Genomic DNA, 24,975 nt, shown 5'->3' with positions numbered 1-24,975 from the left:
GAGCACGTGTAATTAACACGGCTAATTGCACACGAGTGACAGGCTCACCTGGAGCTACCGTTCCATCCTGACGACCTTGGAAAATATCACGAACGGCTAGCTTCTCAATTTGCTCTTTCGCCCAGTAGTCATCACGAAGATCGGTAAAGGATGCTTCACGCTCAACCGCTACATAGTAGCTGTTCGTAAAGCTCTTGAACGTTACACGACCGTCACGGACAATCGTCGGCACAACCGTTAGCGTTCCATCCGCATTGACACGAACAACAACCGTGCGATCCGGGTTCACGTCTTCAGAAAGAACGAGGTCACGTTCAAGATATTGAACAAAACGGTTCACTGGAGCCTCCACATCACCAGAACGAGCGACAATAGAAAACTCAACAATCGATGATTTCGCATTAATACCAAGCTCTGCAACCCGCTCAGCTGAATCAGCCACTGCATTTACAGAAATCGAAAGCTCAACATCGCCTTCGGTCACACCTAATCGTGTACGCAGCGCTTCATCACGAAGCTCACTTACTGGAAGGCTAATACTCCCTTCATCTGTCGTCACATCAACAACCGCATTTGCGTTCACTTCTGCAAGTGCTTCAATTGCAGCAGTTGGTATAACAAGCTCACCCGTTTGCCCTTCATCCTTTGTGATAGTTAGCATGACACGCTCCACTTGCTCAGCATTATGAATGATTTCAGCAAACGTCTCAGCATTTACACGATGAATTGCTCGATCTCCATCAATCTCTACTTCGATTGCATCATTAATAGGAATTGGTTCAACAGGGCCTGGAGTTGGGTCTGGATCAGGGTCTGGTGTTGGGGACGGTCCTGGCGCCGGTCCTGGCGCTGGACCTGGAGCTGGTGGCGGTGTTGGAACAGACACTGATACTCCTAAAATATTTTCCCACTGATCTTCTCTTAAATTATCTAAATTCGTTTTACCAGTATTGATTACATCAATTGTATCTGGTGAAAGCTTGCCATAAACGCTTGAAACAAAATCAACAAGGTTCGCTTTCGTCGGCTTTGTTGGAAGCGGCGTTGCTTTTTGAACATCAAACATGGCTTCTGCAAAATCTTGTTTGGCTGCTAAATCAAATGTTCCAATCGCTTCTTCTAAATCAATAAGAACAGTAAATAAACCAGTAAAACCGATCCCAATACTATTTTGCATACGTGTATTTAAGCTTCCTACTTCGTTAGGATGTTTAGAAATAGCTTCATTAATTGCTTCTCTTCCAAAAGCTTCATAGCCTACACGTACTACGTAACTGCTAAACTCATCTTTTGACTTATCTCTGTGTAATGATTGAATGGATTGAAACGTCAGCGCAACGGCTTCGATTAAATCATCTGACGTTGTCCCTGCACCAAACACAGCTGCGATCGCCGCTTCATTTGTTTCGGATTGCAAGGTTGTGATCGCCTCCTCTAGCTCTGCTTTCGTTGTTGCTAACGTCAAGGATGCTAGATCTTTACTCAGTTGCACTGCGGTTGTGTTTACATTCTCCTGTGTCAACCGATCATCAATCGCACTCTTCAGCGTTTGTTGCTCGGCAACAGCAACACTGTCCGCAACCGGAACAGTCACAGCAAGAGGTGTTGCAACAAGTGCCGTTGCAAGCATCACATTTACTGCTTTCTTACTGAAAGGAAATTTTTTCACTTCTTATCACCTCATAAAATATTGATAAATTTCTACTAACCTAGTGACTATGTAATGATTTAATCTTTTTATAATATAGCATTAGATTAGCAGAACGTTATCAATATTTCTATAAACCCAACAACAGAAAGAGCAAGTGGCGTTAATATCCACTTGCTCTCGCTTCTAATTCTTGTCGTCGTGTTTCTTTTCTTTGTTCGTACATTTGTTGAAACTCTAGCGCTGCGCCTTCACTATGTCCATTTGCTCGCAACTCTTGTTTCAGCTTATCCAGCTCTCTATAAAATTCAGCATCTGCACTCGCTTCAAGTGCCTGTGCACGAGAACGGTATTTACTCGTGTCAACATTCTCTAAACCGTAGCGAAGCACTTCATTCTCCGCCTCGGCAATTAAACGATTAACCTTCCCACTCTGCTGAAACTCCATTTGCTGAAAAATCCCCACGTACTTTTGACGGATTTCAGATAAGCTTTTTCCGTTATTGTTTTCGGAAGTTTGCTTGTTTCCAGATGATCCGTTCGACTCTCGATTTGAAGAGCTTGTCTCACTTGCATTTGAGGTTGAAGTTCCAAATTCAGACGCACTCGATCCCCCCTGGCTTCTACTCTCACTTGCAGAAACCGAACGTTCTTCTTCCCTTGTTTGATTCGATTCCGCATAGACTCGACCACTCGTACTCAAGCCTTCTTCATCGACCCCAAACGCACCTTCGCTCTCTTCATCTTCATTGACAGCGGTTGAGCTTCCTCCACCCTCAGCCTGCTCATTCATTCCATCCCCCACTTGCCTTGTCTCTTCTACACGCTGCTGGAATACGAGATTCCCAACAATAAGAAGAACCGCAATAAGCGCGATTGAACCAATCACAATCCCTTTTTTCATGTCCATAACCTACCTCCTTGCATCCATCCTTTTCTTAAGCCCCTTCTTTTCTCTGTCTATGTCTCTGCCAAAAGACGACGACCGCAATCCCCATCGCCCCTCCAATGCAATCCAAAATGACATCCTCAATTAGCCCCGTTCGTCCTGGATGAATCAAATGACGGTATTCATCGATTGCGGCAAAAAGTGCGACACAGATAAAAGCAAGAACAGCACTTGTTCGCAGCCTCATTCGAGTAAAGCCTAACAACACCATCACCAAAAACCCGAGGACAAAGAACACAACGACATGGGTCCCTTTTCGAATGAAAAACTCTACAAACCCTGCAGCCCCTCTTGTCTCAACACTAATCACAGAGCTCGAATACGTAAAAGAAACCCAACCAAAGAAGCGCTCAACCCACGCAAGATTAAAATCCCCAAGCATCGGCCGCAAATCCTGGTCTGTATAAGGCTGAGAAGAGGCAAAAAAGATCAAAGACGCCCAACCAAGCAGGAGCGCTGCACTCACAAGGACTTTTAATTTTTTCAAAGCATCACCTTAACTTTTAAAATCTTACCCCTTATCATTCTAACAAAAACTAGTAATAAAACCTATAATCGGATCATTTATGAACAAGCTTTTGACTTTCATTTTTGTCCGTAATTTGCTGTTCTCCCGTTACTTCGCCAAATTCCGAGGAGTGACAAGCACATAAAAAAGAAGAATTTGCACTCAATTGCAAACGCTCTTTTTTACGGACCCTTCCCCCCGCAATTCAGGTCGCCGCTTCCATTCTTCCTCAATGAACGCTAAGGCCTCCTGTGTCGAAACGTCTTGCCCCTCCAGCTCCTTCACTAGCTTCATTAGCTCTAGTAAAGCAGAGGTTGCCTGACCTCTTGAATGCACACTGTCACTCATATGCAGCTCATCTCCTCTTATCCAAAAAATATCCCTCTCTTTCACCACTTCGCCTCACCTATTCCTTTCATAAAAGCCTATATAAAAAATGAAGGAACGTTGAAAAGGAGGCAGCACCCATGAAATCTGGAAGCATTGAACAATTTGCCCATCTAAGTGAGTTCAACTCCGTCAAAGAATTTAATCAATCAATTTCCCAAGCATTAGAGTATTTTTGCGAACGTTTTACGAAAGGAGAAAGGATCGCCTTTGAAAAACTGATTCAATACAGCGTCAAAAAATACGGCGTTTGCAATGCCCGCATTAGCAAGCTTGTACAAGCCTCACACTCAGAGAAAGGCGGGATCTCCCGCTCTACCTTTGAACGAATGCTTCGAAAAGCCAAAGCCTTTGGCATCTTCACGATCCACCACACGATCCGAGAAAAAGGCGGCTACTCACACAACGTCTACATCTTTCACCGCTTTGACGGAGCGAATCAAGACCAATTGACAGAGCGCAAGCCCCCGCAAAAACAAGACCAGACAACAGCTCAACCAAGCAAAAAAGCAGCCGAAGCTAGATTACTGAAAACTAAAAAGCCCAAGCAAGATCTTCGTCCACCTACCATCGAAGCACTCGATGCCAGCTTCGTCCCAGCCTATGTGCCAGCATCCTTTGTCGAAAGCAAAAGAAATCTGCAAGCTATGGGACCGTGCCACCATCGTCCACAGCTCAATGAAATTTGACGGTCCCATTGACGAACACCTACCTATCATCATCCAAGCCTTCAAAGAAACCGTCTACCGCTACAAGCAAAATAAGATCCGAACAAGCTCTACTCAATATTTCTACAGGACGGTAGCTGGAATGCTCGCCGCCGAGAAGCGGAGGATGGTGGCAAAGAATACTCAGTGGGGGGAGCGGTTGTTGAGATAAACGCTCCTCTCACTTTCCATAGAAAAGAGAACTGCTCTTAATATGCTGTGTCTGTTTTCCTCTTGGTGATTTAAATACTATTGATAAATTGTTGGGAGTGACAGTAAATTTTCAAGTAGTTACTTTGCAAATTCTTGACTCAACACTCGCTCTAAATAGAGGCTGTACACCATCAAGTAAACCTCTCTATTTAACGCAAAATCAAACGTCGCTTGAATAAATCCTAACTTATCACCAACGTCATAGCGAACACCTTTAAATTTATAAGCGAGAACCGCTTGCTGTTGATTTAGCTTAACGAGGACATTTGTTAGCTGAATTTCATTCCCCAATCCAGGTTCAAGGTCTGTCAATATCGGAAAATTTCAGGACGAAGCACATATCTCCCTATGATCGCTAAACTAGATGGGACCTCTCCAAGAGAAAACTTTTCAACAAGTGAATCAGCTTGAATACCACCACGCTCAATCTCCTTTCCTTTCGCTGCCATGATGCCATATTTTGATACTGTTTCATCTGGTACAAACTATACTCCTAAAACAGAAGAATGATAGCGATCAAATACCGAAATCATTTGCTTTAAACACGGCTTTTCATATTGGACAATATCATCTCCTAATAGAACTGCAAACGGCTCGCACAGGCAATCTCATGACCGAGCCTTGCTGGCAAGGATAATGGCTTTTCGGACTTCTATATCAATGCTCTCTAGTAACCTACTAAATACAAAAAGTTTAAATGTTAAATCACGCCATGCAATGCTCTTCAACCTCTTCCCATGTCATAAAAATACGCTCAATATCACCTTCAACGAGATCAGTACCGGTTTGAACTTCTATAAATTCTAGTTCGCTTCGTGCTTTTATCCCGTGTTTTGCACCTAATGGAATTTGCAAAACATCGCCTGCCTTGACAATTGAAACTTCATCCTCCAAAACAAACTCACCAAACCCTTTAACAATGGTCCACACTTCACTTCGCTTCTGATGACGTTGATAACTAAGGTTTTTTCCTGCTTTTACACTAATTCGTTTCGTTAATACTTCTAGACCATTTTCATACTTAGCATGGTCTAGAACATGGTACCAACCCCATCTTCTCTCCTCAAACATCGGACGTTGAGCATGGTCTTTCATTAGCTCTTTAATCCGTGGGCTCGCACTTTTTTCTGTCACAAGGATTCCATCAGCACTTACTGCAACAACCGTATCCGTCATGCCAAGAACAGCAACCGGAATGTCGAGCTCATTTACCAAGTGCGTATTGTTAGAATCAGGACTAATAATCCCTCGACCAATTTGATTAGTTGCCATTTCCTCTGTCAACGTATTCCACGTTCCAAGGTCTTTCCAATATCCTTTATAGATCAGTGCCTTAATGTTCTTCGCTTTTTCCACAACTTCGTAATCAAAGCTAATTTTCTCAAGCTTTCCATACTGATTTAATAATTCGTAATAATGAATAGGTAAACCTTTATCAGCAAGTAGAGAGATAAGGTATTCAAGCTTAAAACCAAATACGCCTGTATTCCATAAAGCACCTTGCTCAATCAAAAGCTCCGCTTCTTCTTCAGAAGGCTTTTCTTTAAAATGACTTACTTCAATAATATAGGAGTTATGATTTAAATCTTGAGGAATCATATACCCATATTTAGAAGATGGATAGGTCGGCTCTACCCCAACAAGTGCAATTTCCGTATCTGAAGTCTTGATCAATGTTTCAATTTCTTTCATCCGTTCAAAAAAAGCATCCTCTACATAAGGATCAACGGGCAAAACCGTTACGACCTCATCGAAAGGGATCTCTTCAACTGAATAGAGATACGTTGCTGCTAAGGCAATAGCAGGAAACGTATCTCTTCGTTGGGGTTCCACAATTAATGGAACATCCTGTCCAATTTGGCTTTCAATCATATCCACTTGCGTTTGGCTCGTTGCAATAATAGAAGAGTCAGCTAGATTGACAGATTCTAGCTGACTCCATACACGCTGGACCATTGAAACATAGTCGCCTTTTTCGTTTTCCAATATTTTCAAAAATTGTTTTGACCTTGCATCGTTAGATAAAGGCCATAAACGCTTTCCAGAACCACCAGAGAGAAGGATTGTTTTCATGTTGTAACACCTCTTTTCCTAAACTCGCTTTTTGATTGCATTATAGACATAATGAGAGAAATACCAAGAAGATTTAAGTAAATTTATTTTTTCAACTTCCCTATAAATTCTCCATGTGCGTTTAAGAGCTTTTACTTTATTACTAGATATCGAACCTCTTACTGTTCGATAAGAAGCTAACACTTCATCTAACCGATATGCTGTATATCCTTTTTTTAAAATGGAGAGCCAACAAGCTGTATCCTGTCCAGCTCTAATATTAGGCATTTCTATTTCACCTAAGATATCTTTATTAAGCATTACTGTTAAACAACCAATTGATGTATTCTTCAACAAATCATTATAATTCATTGAAGCAGGAGGACGAACAATTCTACCTGTCGCATTTCCATGTTCATCAATAATGTCATAATTTGTATAAGTAAACGCATAATTATTTTTTTCCATAAACTCTACTTGTTTTTTTAATTTTTCTGGATGCCAAAGGTCGTCGCTATCAAGAAATGCAATGTATTTACCTTTTGCGTGCTTTAATGCTGTATTTCTTGCAACTGCAGCACCTGAGTTTTTATTCAATAAAATATGCTTAATCCTACTGTCGATTTGAGTAATACTTTTCAAAATACTATACGTCTCATCAATAGAATTGTCATCAACAATTATTAATTCCCAGTTATCTAATGTTTGCTTTTTTATGGATTTTATTGTTATATGTATAAATTGACTTGAATTATAAGTAGGAGTTATTATACTAATTTTTTTTGAGTTCATATACTCACCATCAAACTATATTTTTATATATCTCAATTAATTTTTTGGATTCAATCTCCCAATTGTAGTTTTCTATAATAAATTTTTGACCATTGCTTCCCATAGTTTTTCTTTGTTTAGGATTATGATATAGGTGTAGTATTTTTTCTTTCATTTCCCCTATATTACCAGGGTTAACAAAGTATCCTGAATTAACCTTTTCCATTCTTGTTCTCCACTCTTGGAAATTACTTGCTATAAATGGAATGCCAAATAATTGGTATTCATATATTTTATTTGGGCTAGTCTGTGAATGGTCTCCTATATCAAGAATAGTTATTAGTCCTATATCCGCTTTATTTATATAAGCAAATGCTTTTTCTTGCGACTGCACCCCAAAGTAATCCACATATTTCCATCCTGTGAGACTCTTTGCCTTTTCAATAGAATTATCTTCACTTTCTGAACCTAACAACCACAGCCGGGCGTCTATTTTTTTATTCAACTCCTCTAAGAGTTCAATTGTTTGATATAAACCTCTTGCTTCTCCTATTTTCCCAGCGTAAATAAGCCGGAGTTCATCCCCGCGTGCGATATTTTTGCTCAATTCTAGCGAACGCTTTATTAAAGTACCTTTTGTGATTGGTGCATTCTCAATAATAACAGTTTTAGAACCTAATCTCTCTGCAACTTTCTTCTGGGTTACTATAACTTCATCAAAAAATAATGTACAAATTCTTTCTATGAAAGATACTAATTTTGATAATAGCTTACGAAAATATTTAGGTATCCATTGTCTCATTAAAAGCCTTTTTGAAAAATCTTCGTGAGTATCATAAATTACTTTCTTTCCTAAAGCTTTAAAAATAAAACCCATAATCAATGTATCAGGGTTATGAATATGTATTATATCAGGGGATTTTTTTAAAACAGATAACATTAATTGCGGTTGTATAATAAACCTTTCCAACCTATTCCTATATTTTGGAACTGGTATTACATGTATACCCTTACGTCGAATTTCTTGTTCAGCCCTAGCAAATAATACAACCTCATACCCTTCATTTACTAATGTAATTGCTTCTTTCTGAAAAACTCTAACATCATCATAAATATGAACCGGAGCTAAAATACAAATTTTTGTTATATTTTTCATTATATCTCCCTCCTATTTCCATCAATAATGTTATTATAATAAACAAAATCCAGAATCTAGGAGTAGAAAAATCTGTTCTGTACATTGAACTTATCAATAAGTGTGAAAACAATATCAATGCGCCTATTTCATATCGATTTCTTAAGTTTTGTAAGCAATTTCTTAATAATTTAAAAAACATAGTAAAAAAAATCAGTATACCTATAGTCCCATACTCATATATGAAGTCAGTAATGATATTACTTGAAGAAGCTTGAAAAGCTCCATATAACCCGTCTTTTGTCAAATGTAAATAATAAAAAGAGCCAGGTCCATGTCCAAATAAAAAATTTAATATAGATGATTCGTTTATCCAATAGAGTGGCATTATCATCTGATGTGCACGTGTAGATGTATTTACATCAAATAACGTATCACTCCTATCAATTATCGGCGCAAAAATAGTACGATAATTAATATCTGAGACTAATATTATTAAACTGACAGTAAGCAAAGTCAGTATCGTAAAACTAATAAATTTATATACAATATCATTTTGTTTCTTTTTAAATATCTTTACCATTATTAATAATGTGATTATTACAACAATTAAAGCATTAATAAACCCAGCCACAGAAAAAGTAAATATTAAAATAAAGGAGGCCGGAATAAATATAAAAATTATATATTTTAAAAGTTTCTTTTGAAGAATTGCTCCAATTATAAGACCATCTATGATATAAGGAACTAGGTACGTTGGTTCATCAGTTAGGGAAGTTAACCTATTTGTAAAAGAAAAGTTTTCAGTCCTCAACCCATACAAGTGACTTCGACTATCTATTTCAAAGAATATAGGTAAATTAAGATTAAAATTTAATGATTGTAAGCATCGGTGATAAAATCCCTAATAACAACGGTTTCAAATTCCCCTAAAATAACGGACAATAGTTTCAAAACAAAACACTAACGGAGTGGCGAAACTATGGTCAAGATTGGGGAATTTTTCATGATTAGAGAACTGTATCAGAAAGGATGGACAATCAAGGCGATTTCAGAGGAGACAGGCTTTGATCCAAAAACAATACGAAAATATATAAAGCTCGATACATTGCCTGAAAAGAAACCTGGAGAAGGACGAACAAGTAAATTAGATCCCTATAAGTCATACATCTTTGAAAGAATAAAAGAAGGGACAACCAATTGCGAAGTATTATTTGATGAAATTCAATCATTAGGTTACCAAGGGAAATTAACGATATTAAGAGAGTTTGTAAAACCACATCGTGTTAATCCTAAGAAGCAGGCAACCTTGCGGTTTGAAACACCTCCTGGAAAACAAGCTCAGATGGATTGGGGGTATGTGGGTAAATATTTAGTGGATGGGTTGGAGAAAGAGGTTTATGCCTTTGTCATGGTACTTGGTTATTCTCGTATGAAGTATGTAGAATTTACAACAAGCATGGATTTAGAAACATTAATGAAATGTCATATGAATGCCTTTGCTTATTTTAATGGAGTTCCTGAACAAATTCTTTATGACAATATGAAAACTGCGGTTATCAAGCACTCCCCCATTGAAATTCGGTTTAATCAAAAGTTTGAAGACTTCTTAGCTTATTATGGGATTGTGCCGAAGGCATGTAAACCACATCGCCCTCAAACAAAAGGAAAAGTAGAAAATGTCGTTGGATATTTAAAGAAGAATTTTATGCAGCGTAAGCATGAGCCGACCATTCAAGCACTTAATGAAAACGTAAGGAAATGGCTGGATAAGACAGCGAACTTAAAGCCTAATGCCACAACGAATGAATCGCCACTTAAACGCTTTAATCTCGAAACGAAATATTTAAAAACAAGTAATTTGAAGCCTGTCTTCCCGATAGCTAAGTGGGAAATACGAGAAGTGAGTCGAGATTCCTTTATCTCATACAGAGGTAAACGTTATTCTGTTCCGTACCGGTTTGTAGGGAAATCAGTGAAAATAAAAGAAACACTCGATCATCATATAGAAGTATATGACGAATACGAATGTATCGCTAAACACCCTATTCTCTATGGAAAAACAGAAATGCATATGAATCTAGAACATTATAAAGGGTTGAAAGAGACACAAAAAGGTTTGGCGACCCGTCTCCATCAACCCAATGAGCTTGAAGTAGAACAACGTTCTCTTCAAGTGTATGAACAATTAGAAGGGAGCGAAACATAATGTCTACTCAACTTCTAATCGAACGACTATCACAAATGGGATGGCACCATACAGCTGACCAAATTGATGGTCTTTTAGAAGATGCATCTAAAGATAATGTACCATATTCTGAGTTTCTTAACACTATTCTATTAAATGAAATGGAAAAAAGAGATTCGTTAGCCCTAGAAAAAAGGATCCTTAAAGCGAAGCTTCCCTTCCAAAAGACGATTCATGAATTTGACTTTGAGTTCCAACCAAGCATTAGTGAGAAAAGGGTGAAAGAGGTTTTAACCTGTCGGTTTATTGAGAATGGAGAAAATGTTTTACTTTTAGGGCCACCAGGAGTTGGGAAAACTCATTTATCTGTCGCCTTTTCAATGGAAGCCATTATCAAAGGGTATTCCGCCCTTTTTATTCGAGCAGATGACTTTATCAATGAGTGTAAGAAAGCGGACAAAGCAGGTTTAATAAATCGTGTCATCAAACGTTGGAGCCGCCCAGATCTATTAATTTTAGATGAATTAGGCTATTTCCCTTTTGACGAACTTAGTGCGAATATCTTATTTCAAGTTATCTCAAAAAGATATGATAAAAGAGGAGCAATACTTATTACTTCCAATAAGTCGTTCCTTGACTGGGGAAAAATATTTGGAGATGAAGTGTTAGCAACCGCTATTTTAGACCGCTTACTTCATCACGCAACCACATTTAATGTAAAGGGCGATTCGTATAGGCTTCGTGAGAAGCAAAAAGCTGGAATAGCACCAGTCCAAATTTAACGGTGATAAAAGGGAATTTGGGACCGTTGAAAAGAGGGAATTTCAATCCGTTGTTGACAACCATTGCCATAAACCAATAGCAATTAAAAAATAAATTCCTCCTAGATAATAATTTAATAATTTTAACTTTTGATTATCACTTATTGAATATAGATAACTTCTAGTTAATATGAAGAAAAGTCCTAGTAAGGTTAAATTAAGGACTCTACTTAGCATAGAATCCCATACATATTTTTGATACTGTAAGTCCATAGTAAAAATTGTAATTAATACTGAAATTAATGATAAATAAAGAGGTAGAAACATACCGATAAGTAATAATTTATCGTTATACCCAATACTAATATGCTCTTTACGCATATGATAGAATATTAATACCAATACTAAAAAACTAGTAATTATTGTTGATAAAGGTATAGTGCCAAGAGCTCTTTGAAAATTTGAATATTGATAAAAGACTGCTAGAAAAAAATATGCCCCTATTGCTAAACCAATAAACTTTTTAACGTTTACCATTAACTACTACATTCCTTAACTTTTCTAAAATTAAATATAAAAGCCTTCTTATAGAAAATGCCATATTGTAAAAATAATTAATCTCATTTAATTTTCTAGCTATATAGTCTTCTTTTATAATATTCAACATATTATTTGATGATATTCCTCCATCATTCATTTCAACCAATAATATATCTATTGAGTAAAAAAAAGCATTATTACAGTAACATCTTAAAGTCCACTCATAATCAGCAGATATTTTAAATACATCACTTTTAAACTTCCCATACCTTTCATACGCTTTCCTATTTACAAAAAAAGAAGGATGATACAAAACCATTGTTTTTTTTAACATTGCTAATGGATGCTTAACCTTCTTAATCGAATCAAATCTCTTATATTTTTTCAAAATTTGACCGTGAAATATATCCACATTTTTATTTTGCAAATAAACTTTTATTATACTTTCAACGATTTTATCATTGTAGTATCTATCATCAGAATTAAGGATATGGATCAATTTACCTTTACTTAAGTTAATTCCTTTATTCATCGCATCATAAATTCCTTGATCAGGCTCACTTATATATTTACTTATTCTACCTTCATATTTTTTTATAATATCTATGGTTCCATCGGTAGAACCCCCATCAATTATAATATATTCAATATTCTCATAAGTTTGATTTATAACGCTTAGTATGGTATCTTCAATTGTATCCTGGCTGTTAAAGCAAACCGTTATAATGCTTACTAATGGTTGTTCAGTATTTGTCATAAATCTCCCTTCAATCAGAAAACATTTCTAATTTTTACACAGACCTGTTAAGAATGATGAGAATAACGCTCTTGGTCAACTTTATCGTTTATTAATAAATTCTATTTAAATTTTAAATGAATTATTTTCTTGAAAGTTTTTTAAAACACTATTTACAAACTCTAATAAATTTCCTTGTGTAAATAAATATCCATTAATCCCTAAATTTTCAGCAGCAACACTATCGCTCCTATTGTCCCCAATAAGGAACGAGTTTTTTATGTCAATTTCCCATTCAAAAATTGCCTTTTCTATCATTCCCGATTCTGGTTTTCTGCATTTGCAAGTTACTCGGTATTTTTCTATAGTTGCGTTGGGGTGATGAGGACAATAGTAAAATTTATCTATCCAAGCGTTATTTTGTAGTAATTGGTTATTTATATATTTATGTAAAGCAATTACCTCTTTTTCTTTATAATAGCCCCTAGCCACACCACTTTGATTAGTAACAACAAAAATGTAATATCCTAATTTTTTTAATTGTTTGATAGCTGTTTTAGCACCTTTTACCCATTTAAAGTCTTTTGTTTTATAAACGTAACCATAATCAATATTCAAAACTCCATCACGATCTAAAAATACAGCAGGTCTCAATCAAAAGGCTCCTTTTTAAATTAAAATTTTCTCAATTATATTCGTAGTAGAGTACCCTTCAAGAAATGGTATAACTTCTACTCTCTTAGCAAATTCTCTACCCACAATTTCATTAATTTTATAATCTCCACCTTTAACCAGTATATCTGGAGAAATTTCTTTAATTAAATTCTTAGGAGTATTCTCTTCAAAAATGATAATTCCGTCGACAAACTCTAATGCTGCGAGTAATTTAGCTCGATCATTTTCGTTATTAATGGGTCTAGTAATCCCTTTTAATCTCTTAACAGAATCATCAGAGTTAAGACCGATAATTAAACGATCACCTAATTGTCGCGCTTTTTCTAAATAGCTAATATGTCCAGAATGTAGAATATCAAAGCAACCATTAGTAAAAACAACTTCTTCTCCATTATTTCTCCATTCTTTAATTACTTGTATCATCTTTTCTAATTTTTTAATTTTATTATCCGATATATTCTTATAACGATTATTAAGTTCTTTTAATAAATCAGTTTTGTTTATAGCTACAGTACCAGGCTTGCCTACTACAATTCCTGCTGCAATATTTGCAACCTTTATAGCGCTTTTTAAATCCCTCTTATTTATAAATGCTGCTAAAGTAGCTATAACTGTATCTCCAGCTCCAGAAACATCATAAACTTCCCTAGCTTTTGCAATATCATGAAGAACTTCTTTTTCACAGACTAAAGTTATACCTTTTTCAGAACGAGTTACTACTATATTATTTATGGTAAACTTATTCTTTATTCTATAAGCAACATTACTAACAATTGTGTCAACATTTTCAATTTTCTCACCTAATACTTCAGATAGTTCATTTAGATTCGGGGTTACCATATAAGCCCCACTGTACTTCTGCCAATCTGTTCCTTTTGGATCTACTACCACTGGTATGTTTTTTTTATAACAACTTTCTATAATAAAACTGCAAATTTCTATAGAGCAAACTCCTTTGGCATAGTCTGATATAATCACACTATCAGGATTATTGGTCTCTAAACTTCTTTTTATTACTTTCTTTAACCTTAGACTTGCTTTAGCATCAAATGAAATACTCTCATGATCAAACCTGACTATTTGTTGGTGTCCTCCTACAACCCTTGTTTTTGTAGTTGTTTGCTTACCTTCCTCTTTTACCAAATTATGATTTATATTATTTTCACTTAATAACTTACAAACATCCTCGCCTGCATTATCATTTCCAATTAAACCGATTATTTCCACCTGACAACCAAGACCTTTAAGGTTTGTAGCTACATTTGCAGCACCCCCAAGATTCTTATTGATTTGGTTGATGCTCACAACAGGAACTGGAGCTTCAGGAGATACTCTATTTACATCACCCTGATAATAAATATCTAACATTATGTCGCCAATAACCAATACTTTTAGTTTCTGTAGATCTTTTGACAAGTACTCTGCTAGCGATAATTTATTATTCAGCATTCTTCAATTCCTCTTCTATAATTTCACAAATAATGTGACCAATTAATATATGAACCTCCTGAATCCTTGCAGTGTCCTCTGAGGGTACAATAACACTGACATCACAATAGTTTTTTATTGTTCCACCGTCTTTTCCCAACAATCCAATAACTTTTGCACCCAATTCTTTTCCAGTAACTACTGCATTTAAAACATTATTACTATTTCCTGAGGTTGATAACGAGAAAATAATATCATTTTTTTTGATAAGTGCTTCTATCTGCCTTTTAAAAATATTATCAAATCCATAGTCATTACCTATAGCTGTTATAACAGAAGTATCAGTAGTCAAGGCAATAGCTGACATACCTTTCCTTTCTTGTTTAAACCTTCCTACAAACTCTGCAGCAAGATGTTGACTATCAGCTGCACTACCACCATTACCCATAAAATAAATTGTTTTATTTCCAATAAGCGCCTCTTGGCAAACTTTTATTATCTCTACTATTTCTTTTCTATACGTTTCTTTAATCTTTTCAATTATTAAAATATGCTCATCAAACATTTGATTTATTTTCATGCCTATCCTCCCCTTTCTCAATTATTCTTAATACCTCTTTCCAAACTTCATTTATTGTTACATTACTTATACACGGCCAAATTGATTTATTATACTTTTCATGTGTGCAATGCCAATTACAATTAAAACAATTCATCTTGTTAATAACGGCCTTAGGAGTAAAATAATCGTCTATACTATAAGGAATAAATCGACCGTAGTGTCCGCCACCTAATATACAAACAGATGGAACTTTAACGGCAGCTGCTAAATGTATTGCACTTGTTTCATTTCCAATTAACAGCTTTGAGTTTCTAATAACTTCACCAAGCTCTATGATTGTTGTTTTTCCAATTAAATCTAAAATTACTGTATTTTCTTTAGAGTGGCATTTAATTTCCTTACCTATATCCTCTTCCCCAGGTCCACCGCAAATAACAGCCGTCCATCCGGTTCTCAGCTGAAGTTTTTCTATTATTTCTGAAAAATATTTTGATGGCCAAGCTCTTTTTTTATTACTCGCTCCTGGGAAAATTACAAAATAATTATTTGTGGTAGGTTTATGATAGTCAATTTTAATAGGCCAAACAGGAATAGAACTCTGAAAATTCTCCAACCCTAACCCTCTCATAAACTCTGTATTTCTATCAAGTTCCATTAGTGGCTCAGAATTAGAAGATATTAATTTTGTATACCATTTGTCACTTATTCCCTTTAAAAAGTGAGTAATATTAGACATATTTCCGATAGATCCAATCCTTTGTTTTGCTTTACAAATTCTAATAAGAGAATCTCCGTAGTGAAATTCTCTTGAAAACGTCGGGTGTATACCTATATCAAAATTACTTGATATTATTTTTTTAAAAATTTTACTACGATAAACTAAATTCCGATGAAACTTCTTTTTATGTAATGACAAAACATTATCAAAATATGGGAGCTGTTTAGCAATCGGAAGCCAAACTTGATTGCATAGTAAGGTAAGTTCATAATGGCTAGATGGGTATAATTTACGAAATTCCTTAGCTGAATCTAACCAAATAATAGAATCACCAATTGCATCCAACCTAATTATTAAAACTTTTTGTATATCTTTAGCCCCGCTAACTTTTTGCTTATAAAACAAAGAAATCAATGAATCAGTCAATAATAAAACTATTGACCAAATTTTGCTTTTTAAAGAATACAATTATATCTCTCCTAATGCTTTCATATAATCGTTAAATGCTTTCTCTTTAATTTCTTGAAACCTTTCAACAAAATTATCTGCACCTTCTTTTAAATATTCATATTCATTAACTAAACCTTCAATAGTCATATCAGCAACAAACCCATGCTTTAATCCGATCTCTTCAGCCATTACTGCCCTAGAATCATTTCCTATAACAAACGAAGGTCTTCCAAAACTTGCAATCATAAAGGCTCCATGCACTCTATTCATTATTCCAAATTTAGCTTTCGAATAGAACTTAACGTAATCAATATAATTATTTGAGATAAAAATTTGGGCATTAGAATCAATTTTTTTGGCTTCTTCGACTTCTTTGTTGTTATGACAAACAAATACGCAATTTTCTTTATTTTTAATGTGTTCATAGAACTCCTTAAACGTTTTCCACCATTTCACAGAGTCAATTTTTTGTCCAAAAGTAAAATGCGCACCATTTTTCATGAAATTTAAAGCTACATAATCACTATTGTTTTGAGTTATATTTAAATTATCCTTAGCAAATATTGAAGAACAAGGTATAACAGGTGCATCTAAACCAATATTATTTAATATTTTCTTCGATAAGCTATCTCTTAATGTAGTAACACTTGTAATTGATTCAAATTCTTTAACATATTCAATATCTTTAGTGTATAAAAAATCACTGCCATCACTATGATATTTTTGACAGGACCCTGCAGCTAAATTAAGTAGTGGAACATGAGCACTCAGTTTTGAATAACGTCTTCTTATGAGGGGTGTATACCACTCATTTTCAGAACAATGCGGTCCCCCATCATGACTCCAATAAACAGGTGCACCACTTTGTACAACTAAATCTGATTTTAGAATCTTATCACTAGTGATTGCTAGAGGTAAAAATCTGTCAATTATTGCACCAATCCTATTACTCCTAACCTTTTCAAAACCATCTCTTGATGTTATTGGGGAATGTTTATGGATATTTACAAAACTCAACTTTTTGCTTTTATAGTGTTTATTTAACAAATAAACTATTCCTTCTCTTACAAAATCATCTCCTATATTATGATTTACGGTAGTAATTATAGAAATTTTCATTTTTCTCCATCCTTAAATCTATTATTGGGTTGTAATACATTTTTTTGTTGTTTAACTATTTTCTTTATTGGAAAGTCTCTTAGACAAAAATAATAAAGTTATTGCTCTTGTTTGCATTAAAAAGATTATTCTTGTTTTAGGACTTAATAGATTGCCGAGATATGAAGCTACAAATTGAGAAAAAAGAGTTGTCCATGCAGCTCCCGTAATTCCATATATAGGAATTACAATCATGTTTAAAATTATATTAACTACTGCACCTAGTACAGTTGTAATAAGAGCAAATTTCATTAACCCCTCATTTAGTAACCACGGTCCTCTAACCACACCTAAAAAAACAAAAATTGCTGCCCATATATGAATAGATAATACCGCTGATGAAGGTGCAAATTCCTTTCCATATAACAAATCTATTACAGCACCTGACATAAGTGTCATAGGTAGAGCAATTGCTAAACCTAAGATTAACATTATATTAAATAGCTTTTCTAAACTTTGATAATATTTTTCTTCATTCCCGTCTTTTTTCAACTTAGTTAATACTGGTGCTGCTGAAGCTACAATCGCCATAGGAATGAAATACCACACTTCAGATATTCGTGTTGCAGCTGTATACAACCCAACTGCCCTATCATCAATTATCTGACCTAACATTATTTGGTCTATTTTCATATAAACCATAACCATTGTCCCAGATAATACTAAAGGCCAACTATCTTTTAAAAGAGTTTTAGCTGTAGTAAATTGAAACTTCCAATCAAAAATATTAAAACCTTTGTATCTATACGCAGCTACCAACAATATACTTCCAAAGATAATTTCAAAAAGTGCAGCAAGTGCGAAAAAAATAAGAGTAGAATCAAGCAAAATTAAAATAATTTTCAGTATAGAAATAGTGGAAAAAGCTACACTTTTTGCATAAACAGTGTATTTTGATATCACTTGTGACTGAAACCAAAAATCTATAGAATCAAAAGCTTGAAATAAAGTACCAGTTGCTATAATTAAGATTAACCATAATGTAAAGATGTCACCTGGCCTTATAAAATAAATAATAAATCCAGTAATTATTAATGCTACTAATCCACCAAATAGTTTTAATATGAATGTAGTTCCTAAAATTTGGTCTTTTTTATCAGGTTCTCTAACTATATTACGAACAACTATCCCATCAAGGCCTAATTTCGCAAATGCTCCAAATAGTGCTACAAAAGCTTGCGCATAACTTAACAGACCAAATTGCTCTGGTCCTAAAAACCTTGCGATCCATACACCAACAAATAGACCTATTCCCATACGAAAAATTCGATCAAAGAATAGCCAACCTGTATTTGAAATTATTTTTTGTAAATTCACGCTTCCTTCTATTCGTTTTAAGAGAAGTGAAGGAATGACTTTATACAGTAAAGACTTCATTAATTATAATCCCATCCTGTTTTTTCTTATCTCGTCTCTTATGTCTTTACACTCGTCTCACTAACTTCTTCTTTCAAGTCTGCCTCCACCATCATCTTAGCCAATTCTTCTAATCCGACGTTCGGCTTCCACCCTAGTTGCTTAACTGCTTTTGTTGGGTCACCAAGTAATAAGTCTACTTCAGTCGGCCTAAAGTAACGCTCATCCACTTCAACTAGAACGTTACCGTTTTCTTTGTTTATTCCTTTTTCATTAATGCTTTCACCTTGCCATTCAATTTCAATTCCTACACATTGAAAGGCTAGTTCTACAAATGAACGAACCGTATGTGCTTCACCTGTCGCGATAACGAAATCTTCTGGTTTCTCTTGCTGCAACATTAGCCACATGGCCTCAACATAGTCCTTTGCAAATCCCCAGTCACGCTTTGCATCAAGATTTCCTAGGTACAACTTCTCTTGAGTGCCATTTTTAATGGCTGCAACTGCTTTTGTTATCTTTCTTGTTACAAATGTTTCTCCTCTTAAAGGTGATTCATGATTAAAAAGAATCCCATTACATGCATAGATGTTATATGCTTCCCGATAATTTACGGTAATCCAATATGCATATAACTTAGCGGCTGCATAGGGGCTACGCGGGTAAAAAGGTGTTGTTTCCTTTTGTGGTGTTTCTTGTACAAGACCATACAATTCACTGGTTGATGCTTGATAGAACTTAGTCTTTTTTGCTAAACCTAAAATTCGAATTGCTTCAAGGATTCGTAGGGTTCCGATAGCGTCTGCATTCGCTGTATATTCAGGGGTCTCAAAGGATACTTGTACATGGCTTTGCGCTGCTAAGTTGTAAATTTCATCAGGTTGAATCTCTTGAATGATACGTATTAAGTTAGTTGAGTCAGTTAAATCTCCATAATGAAGATAAAAATTCTTATTTTTTTGATAATCGTCTTTGTATAAGTGTTTGATTCGATCGGTGTTATCGGATGATGAGCGTCTTTGAAGGCCATGAACCTTATACCCTTTTTCTAGTAATAATTCCGATAAATATGCGCCATCTTGTCCTGTGACTCCAGTTATAAAAGCTTTTTTCATGGCGATAACTGCTCCTTTTTTCTATTTTCGAATGGATTCATAAGAGTTTAAAAACCAAGCGTAGGTCTGTTGAATTCCTGTTTTTAAATCGATTGTTGCTTTCCAGCCAAGTTTTTTTAATGTCGATACGTCTAATAGCTTTCGTGGGGTACCATCAGGCTTTGATTCATCAAAAGTGAGTTCCCCCTCAAAGCCGACCACCTCTTTAATCGTTAAGGCAAGTTCTTTAATCGTTATATCTGTACCGGTACCGATATTTACAAACTCATTACCATGATAAGTATTCATTAAATAAACACATGCATTCGCTAAATCATCAGCATGAAGAAATTCTCTTTTTGGTAATCCAGTCCCCCAAATTTCTACCGATGGATTATTTTCTACTTTCGCTTCATGAAATTTTCTGATAAGTGCAGGTAGTACGTGCGAGTTATTTAAATCAAAGTTGTCGTTTTCCCCGTATAAATTAGTAGGCATGACAGAAATAAATTGAGTACCATACTGGCGATTATATGATTGGCACATCTTTATTCCGGCAATTTTTGCAATCGCATATGGCTCATTTGTCGGTTCTAATTCACCTTTTAACAAATACTCTTCTTTCATTGGTTGCTTTGAAAACTTCGGATAAATGCAAGAGCTACCTAGAAAAAGCAGTTTTTTTACTCCTCCTATGTAAGATTGATGGATAATGTTATTTTGTATCGCTAAATTATCATAGATAAAATCAGCTGGATATTTATTGTTCGCTTGAATACCTCCTACTTTTGCCGCTGCTAAAAAGACATATTCAGGTTTTTCCACTTTAAAAAATGACTCAACCTGCTTTTGATCTCGTAAATCTAACTCTTCACTCGTCCGCACCACAATATTGTTATATCCTTGTTTCTCTAGTTCACGTTTTAAGGCAGAACCAACTAACCCTCTATGGCCAGCCACGTAAATTTTGTTATGTCTCTCCAAAGCAGAAGCTCCCTTCAAAAGTCATGCATCTTTTATCTATTTACGACTGAATAAGCACCTTCCCCATCAATTGTTCCAACCCTAACTGAATCGATGTTTTAGGTGCCCACTGCAATTGTTTTATTGTTTCTGCATTTTCAAGAATGCTGGAGCGAATATCTCCTTCTCGCTCTTTTTCATAGATTGCTTCAATGTCCGTCTCTGCTAAGTCTGTCATTTTATTTAATAGCTCTTTGATCGTTATTTTGGTTGAACAGGAGATATTTAACACTTTTTTTGAGCCGCTATGTAATGCTGCAACATTGGCTACTGCAACATCCTCTACATAGACAAAATCTCTCGTCTGTTTTCCATCTCCATAGATAATCGGATTTTCTCCTCGACTCAGTTTGTCTGCAAAAATCGCAACAACCCCACCTTCACCTTTGGCATCTTGGCGTGGGCCGTATACGTTACTGTAACGAAGAATCGTATAGTCAATGTCATAAAGGTGATTGGCCATTTTCAAGTATTGTTCGATTGTATGTTTAGATAGACCATATGGAGATTGAGGGTTAATTGGATGATTCTCGTCGATTGGTAAATATTTTGGTTCTCCATACACAGCGGCTGATGATGCAAATACAATCTTCTCAACGTTATTTTTTCTAGCTGCATCGATTAAATTGATTGAGCCTCTTATATTCACATCAGCATCTAGTAGAATGTCGTTAATCGAAACGGGGACACTTGCTTGGGCAGCTTGATGAATGATGAAAGCTGGATCGAAATCAGCAACAACGTCTTGAAGCTCGTGAGTGACAATATCACAGTCGTAAAATGACACATTTTTATCTGTAATGTTTTCGAGTTTCCCTGTTGAAAGATTATCGACGACACCGACCTCATAGCCTTTTTCAATTAATTTGTCTACAATATGGGAACCAATAAAACCACACCCACCGGTTACTAAAACCCTCTCCACCTTAATCACCTTCCTATTATCTTGCTCCGTTTCCGGTCAGAACGACTTTGACTGTGTATAATAAGATTTTTAAATCAAAGCGAATGCTTTGCTTTCGTATGTATTCCATATCTAGCTCTAGCTTCTCTTTAGGTGTGATATCATATCCGCCATTTACTTGAGCCCACCCAGTGATGCCCGGTTTCACAGCTAAGCGTTGGACAAACCCAGGAATTTCTTCATTAAATTGGGCAGTAAACATTGGTCGTTCAGGGCGAGGGCCAACTAAACTCATGTCCCCTTTTAAGACATTGATAAGCTGTGGAATTTCGTCAATTCTTGTTTTTCGGATAAATGCTCCTACCTTTGTTACGCGGGGGTCATTTTTTTCTGCCCATTGTGCACCGTTTTTTTCAGCATGAATTCCCATCGACCTAAGCTTGATGACACGAAAGTAGCGCCCATTTAAGCCAACTCTTTCTTGATAAAAAAAAGCAGAACCGGGTGTTTCAAGCTTTATTGCTAAACAAAAAGTCATTAATATAGGAAAAGCGAAAATAAGGCCGATTAAAGCAAACATAATGTCATAGAATCTTTTAATAAATTGGTAGGCACCAAAAGGAAAAATCGATTGCCCTTTATTGAATCCTGTATCAATTGTTACGGCATATTCGTCATAAAGGCTGCTTTGTTTTTTGGGAATGATCAAATCTTTCACCTCAGTCCTGATAGTTTCAATATTGAGGCATCTGCTAGCCTTCCTTTTTAAATTTTTAGTCCCAACCTAACCATGTCATAAATCGGAAATAAAACTACAAGTAGGACTCGTATATTTTTCCTCTCTATTTAGGTAGAAATAGGAATGTATGTTCGATAGTTGCACAAAGCAAAAGACAGCTTTTAACCGCTTAGTTTTGAAACAATAAGCGTTGAACAACTGTCTCTAAGCATTGATAAGTTACACGATTGATTTTCGTTCTTTATCACTTCCCGTTCCGCTATTGCCCAAACTACAATAAGCGAAACGGATGTGATCTCTATTCATTAACCCTCGCATTCAAACAACAAAAAAAGCGTTCCTCTTTTCTGTTCTCTCTTACTTCACTCCAATTCCCAAACAAAAAAACATGTTTCACGACTGTTTGCTTTAAATCAAAAGCCCTAAACTCCACCTCTCATCCTTGAGAGCCATAGGTTAAAGCTCTTTTTAAATACAAAAATTGAGGCATCAAACCTCCCCTCACACCATGCCTTTGGCGACGGACGCGCCTAAGGTTTGCTGTAACCCACAGCATGATCGAGTGCCCCCCTCGATATAGGCGAGGAGACATTGCCTGATCGTTCATCCATGACGTCTCGTTTGGATATGTAGTTGAAAGTAAGGGTGGTGCTTTAAAAAATACCGAAGAATTTTTTTTGCTTGATTCGACTTGGTGGGTCGACGTAGATTTCTTCCCCATAAATAAGAGATTCTGCGTTTTCTTGGATCACGTACACTGTGTTTTGATCGAAGGCATCCGTGATCATCTCAAAAGCAAGACCAAGCTCGTTCGGTCGGTTGCTGATGTTATGCGTATCGGACGCAACAAAGTGAGTCAGCTGATGTTCAATGAGCTGTTCTGCGAATTTTTTGATTTTTTTGCCGAAGCGTCCTGTTATGCTTGAAGCGGTAATCTGGGACATCCCCCCTGCATTGACGAGTTCGTAGAGCTTGTCTGGATGCTGGAGGATTTCCTGGTTCCGTTCAGGGTGGGCGATGATTGGTGTGATGCCTGCTAGCTGCAGGTCATACAGCATCCGATTGGCGTAGCTTGGAACTTCACTTGAGGGAAATTCCACAAGCAAGTGGTTTCCCTTATTTAAGGTAAGAATGTCTCCTTTTTTCAAATCTTCTAGCAAGCTACTTGTCATCCGTACCTCTTGTCCGGGAACAATGTTCACATCTAGCTTGCGGGCACGAAGCTCTGTATTCATGGCCTCGACCGCTTGGAGAATCTCTTCTTTCTTGTTTTCATAAGATCCGTTCATATGGTGAGGGGTTGCAATCATGGCGTAGATTCCTTGTTCCTGCGCCTGTTTTGCCATGGCGATTGCATCCTCAAGACGACGTGGACCGTCATCCATGTCCCAAAGAATATGACTATGTATGTCGATCATGATTTTCAATCCTTTTATCCTATAAATCTTACATCTTGATGGAAGTTGAAAAACATTTTTCCATTTAATTAACTTTACTCTACCAAATTTCACAGGTCATTTCCAGCCATTTTTTTACATTATTTCATCTTTTGTTCTATATATTGAAATTTTCTTTCTATATATTTCGACATTATTCATTTCCGTTCTCATATATGCAACAACAACTATTTTTTATTAAAATATCAATATTCTCCTTTCCCGCATAAATCAGCATGGGTTCTTTGCAGAAAAAAGCGGAGAAGATACAATAAGACAATATTCGGTAGTAAAAAGCCGGTTTTCATTACTCGAAGGTTATGAAAACCAGCTTATTATTTCATATTAAGTACGTAACTCTCTTAACCCTTTCTTTGTGTTTAAGTTTGATATGCTCCCATGCTAACGGTGATACATGAGGAATTAAATCTTCTTGAAAAGTACCGTTCATTTTTTGCACTTTAATAGCCTCTGATAAATAAACTGTTTTCCATACACCTACAGCATTTATTAAAATATTAAGTGCACTCGCTCGTTGTAATTGCTGGTGTATACCTTTTTCACGTAATTCCCCACGTTTGCCAAAGAATAAAGCCCTTGCTAGTTTGAAAATGGGAAATAATATGAACTCTAGCCAATCTCTCACACCTTGCGAGAAGCTAAAGGAAACAAAAAGAGGCTGGGACATAACGAACGTGTATGATTGAAAATGCGAACAATACACAACCTTAGCGGAGGAAATAGACGTAGACTCCTGCGGAATCAAAGACAAGGCTGAGACCCTACAGTGCGAAAAGCACAAGGAGGCTCACCAGCCGCCCGCGGAAAGCAAAGTAT

Annotated in this window: 24 protein-coding genes and 1 pseudogene; 3 read left to right on the top strand and 22 right to left on the bottom strand. The window is 36.1% G+C overall.

Features of this window, described 5'->3' with window-relative positions:
- From BLT_RS0102080 to BLT_RS0102060, 4 genes are all read right to left on the bottom strand, one after another.
- Positions 1-1,669, bottom strand: a 1,669-nt coding sequence (locus BLT_RS0102080; RefSeq protein ID WP_026104937.1) for an S-layer homology domain-containing protein, incomplete at its 3' end; no start/stop codon positions are given.
- 142 nt (positions 1,670-1,811) lie between these two features.
- Positions 1,812-2,558: a hypothetical protein gene (locus BLT_RS0102075; protein WP_017726165.1), complete on the bottom strand. Its 747-nt coding sequence runs from the start codon at positions 2,556-2,558 to the stop codon at positions 1,812-1,814.
- Between the two features lie 28 nt (positions 2,559-2,586).
- Complete coding sequence (locus BLT_RS0102070) at positions 2,587-3,084, bottom strand: VanZ family protein (protein WP_017726164.1); 498 nt, start codon at positions 3,082-3,084, stop codon at positions 2,587-2,589.
- A gap of 183 nt (positions 3,085-3,267) precedes the next feature.
- A complete protein-coding gene (locus tag BLT_RS0102060) occupies positions 3,268-3,453 on the bottom strand; it encodes a hypothetical protein (protein WP_152414257.1) in 186 nt (61 codons plus the stop codon).
- A gap of 119 nt (positions 3,454-3,572) precedes the next feature.
- On the opposite strand from BLT_RS0102060, the gene BLT_RS21230 reads away from it, so the two are divergent.
- Positions 3,573-4,181 (top strand): hypothetical protein, encoded by a 609-nt coding sequence (locus BLT_RS21230; protein ID WP_051045209.1) that lies wholly within the window; start codon positions 3,573-3,575, stop codon positions 4,179-4,181.
- A gap of 309 nt (positions 4,182-4,490) precedes the next feature.
- Here BLT_RS21230 and BLT_RS24890 read toward each other — a convergent pair whose 3' ends face one another.
- The 4 genes from BLT_RS24890 to BLT_RS0102030 all read right to left on the bottom strand — a co-directional run bounded on the left by BLT_RS24890 (position 4,491) and on the right by BLT_RS0102030 (position 8,391).
- Positions 4,491-4,724 (bottom strand): hypothetical protein, encoded by a 234-nt coding sequence (locus BLT_RS24890; RefSeq protein WP_017726161.1) that lies wholly within the window; start codon positions 4,722-4,724, stop codon positions 4,491-4,493.
- A 393-nt stretch (positions 4,725-5,117) separates the two neighbouring features.
- On the bottom strand, positions 5,118-6,485 hold the full coding sequence (locus BLT_RS0102040) for a sugar phosphate nucleotidyltransferase (RefSeq protein ID WP_017726159.1): 1,368 nt from the start codon (positions 6,483-6,485) through the stop codon (positions 5,118-5,120).
- A gap of 18 nt (positions 6,486-6,503) precedes the next feature.
- Positions 6,504-7,256, bottom strand: coding sequence for a glycosyltransferase family 2 protein (locus tag BLT_RS0102035; RefSeq protein ID WP_017726158.1), 753 nt, complete (start codon positions 7,254-7,256; stop codon positions 6,504-6,506).
- Positions 7,257-7,266: 10 nt separating this feature from the next.
- Positions 7,267-8,391 carry a glycosyltransferase family 4 protein gene (locus BLT_RS0102030; RefSeq protein WP_017726157.1) on the bottom strand — a complete coding sequence of 375 codons (1,125 nt, stop codon included), beginning with the start codon at positions 8,389-8,391 and terminating at the stop codon, positions 7,267-7,269.
- A gap of 961 nt (positions 8,392-9,352) precedes the next feature.
- Here BLT_RS0102030 and istA point away from each other — a divergent pair.
- Positions 9,353-10,579, top strand: a complete 1,227-nt coding sequence (istA, locus tag BLT_RS0102020) for an IS21 family transposase (RefSeq protein WP_017726155.1) — start codon at positions 9,353-9,355, stop codon at positions 10,577-10,579.
- Entirely contained in the window at positions 10,579-11,340 is a 762-nt protein-coding gene (gene istB, locus BLT_RS0102015) for an IS21-like element helper ATPase IstB (protein WP_017726154.1), read from the top strand. Before istA ends, istB begins: the two co-directional genes overlap by 1 nt.
- A gap of 42 nt (positions 11,341-11,382) precedes the next feature.
- On the opposite strand, the gene BLT_RS0102010 is transcribed toward istB, so the two are convergent.
- From BLT_RS0102010 to BLT_RS0101940, 14 genes and pseudogenes are all read right to left on the bottom strand, one after another.
- Positions 11,383-11,856 (bottom strand): hypothetical protein, encoded by a 474-nt coding sequence (locus BLT_RS0102010; protein ID WP_017726153.1) that lies wholly within the window; start codon positions 11,854-11,856, stop codon positions 11,383-11,385.
- Entirely contained in the window at positions 11,843-12,616 is a 774-nt protein-coding gene (locus BLT_RS0102005) for a glycosyltransferase family 2 protein (RefSeq protein WP_017726152.1), read from the bottom strand. Before BLT_RS0102005 ends, BLT_RS0102010 begins: the two co-directional genes overlap by 14 nt.
- A 105-nt stretch (positions 12,617-12,721) precedes the next feature.
- Positions 12,722-13,249 carry a D-glycero-alpha-D-manno-heptose-1,7-bisphosphate 7-phosphatase gene (locus BLT_RS0102000; protein WP_017726151.1) on the bottom strand — a complete coding sequence of 176 codons (528 nt, stop codon included), beginning with the start codon at positions 13,247-13,249 and terminating at the stop codon, positions 12,722-12,724.
- Positions 13,250-13,264: 15 nt separating this feature from the next.
- Entirely contained in the window at positions 13,265-14,719 is a 1,455-nt protein-coding gene (gene rfaE1 / locus BLT_RS0101995) for a D-glycero-beta-D-manno-heptose-7-phosphate kinase (protein WP_017726150.1), read from the bottom strand.
- Positions 14,709-15,278, bottom strand: coding sequence for a D-sedoheptulose-7-phosphate isomerase (locus BLT_RS0101990; RefSeq protein ID WP_017726149.1), 570 nt, complete (start codon positions 15,276-15,278; stop codon positions 14,709-14,711). The genes rfaE1 and BLT_RS0101990 overlap by 11 nt, the downstream gene beginning before the upstream one ends.
- Complete coding sequence (locus BLT_RS0101985) at positions 15,256-16,446, bottom strand: glycosyltransferase family 9 protein (RefSeq protein WP_017726148.1); 1,191 nt, start codon at positions 16,444-16,446, stop codon at positions 15,256-15,258. Before BLT_RS0101985 ends, BLT_RS0101990 begins: the two co-directional genes overlap by 23 nt.
- Positions 16,447-17,547 (bottom strand): polysaccharide pyruvyl transferase family protein, encoded by a 1,101-nt coding sequence (locus tag BLT_RS0101980; protein ID WP_017726147.1) that lies wholly within the window; start codon positions 17,545-17,547, stop codon positions 16,447-16,449.
- 51 nt (positions 17,548-17,598) lie between these two features.
- Positions 17,599-18,903: a flippase gene (locus tag BLT_RS0101975; RefSeq protein ID WP_201764261.1), complete on the bottom strand. Its 1,305-nt coding sequence runs from the start codon at positions 18,901-18,903 to the stop codon at positions 17,599-17,601.
- A 98-nt stretch (positions 18,904-19,001) separates the two neighbouring features.
- A complete protein-coding gene (gmd, locus tag BLT_RS0101970; RefSeq protein WP_017726145.1) occupies positions 19,002-20,057 on the bottom strand; it encodes a GDP-mannose 4,6-dehydratase in 1,056 nt (351 codons plus the stop codon).
- 21 nt (positions 20,058-20,078) lie between these two features.
- Entirely contained in the window at positions 20,079-21,020 is a 942-nt protein-coding gene (fcl, locus tag BLT_RS0101965) for a GDP-L-fucose synthase (protein ID WP_026104936.1), read from the bottom strand.
- Positions 21,021-21,060: 40 nt separating this feature from the next.
- Complete coding sequence (locus BLT_RS0101960; protein WP_017726143.1) at positions 21,061-21,984, bottom strand: NAD-dependent epimerase/dehydratase family protein; 924 nt, start codon at positions 21,982-21,984, stop codon at positions 21,061-21,063.
- Between the two features lie 16 nt (positions 21,985-22,000).
- Positions 22,001-22,669, bottom strand: a complete 669-nt coding sequence (locus BLT_RS0101955) for a sugar transferase (protein ID WP_394295490.1) — start codon at positions 22,667-22,669, stop codon at positions 22,001-22,003.
- Between the two features lie 686 nt (positions 22,670-23,355).
- Positions 23,356-24,120, bottom strand: a complete 765-nt coding sequence (locus tag BLT_RS0101945) for a tyrosine-protein phosphatase (protein ID WP_017726140.1) — start codon at positions 24,118-24,120, stop codon at positions 23,356-23,358.
- A gap of 400 nt (positions 24,121-24,520) precedes the next feature.
- Positions 24,521-24,742: pseudogene (locus BLT_RS0101940) on the bottom strand (Tn3 family transposase); the annotation flags it as partial.
- Positions 24,743-24,975 lie beyond the last annotated feature (233 nt).

Origin of the sequence: Halalkalibacterium ligniniphilum (assembly GCF_000334155.1) — a bacterium.
Lineage (GTDB): Bacteria > Bacillota > Bacilli > Bacillales > Bacillaceae_D > Halalkalibacterium > Halalkalibacterium ligniniphilum.
Note: the sequence above shows the minus strand (reverse complement) of the source record. Positions and strands in the feature narration are given on the sequence as shown.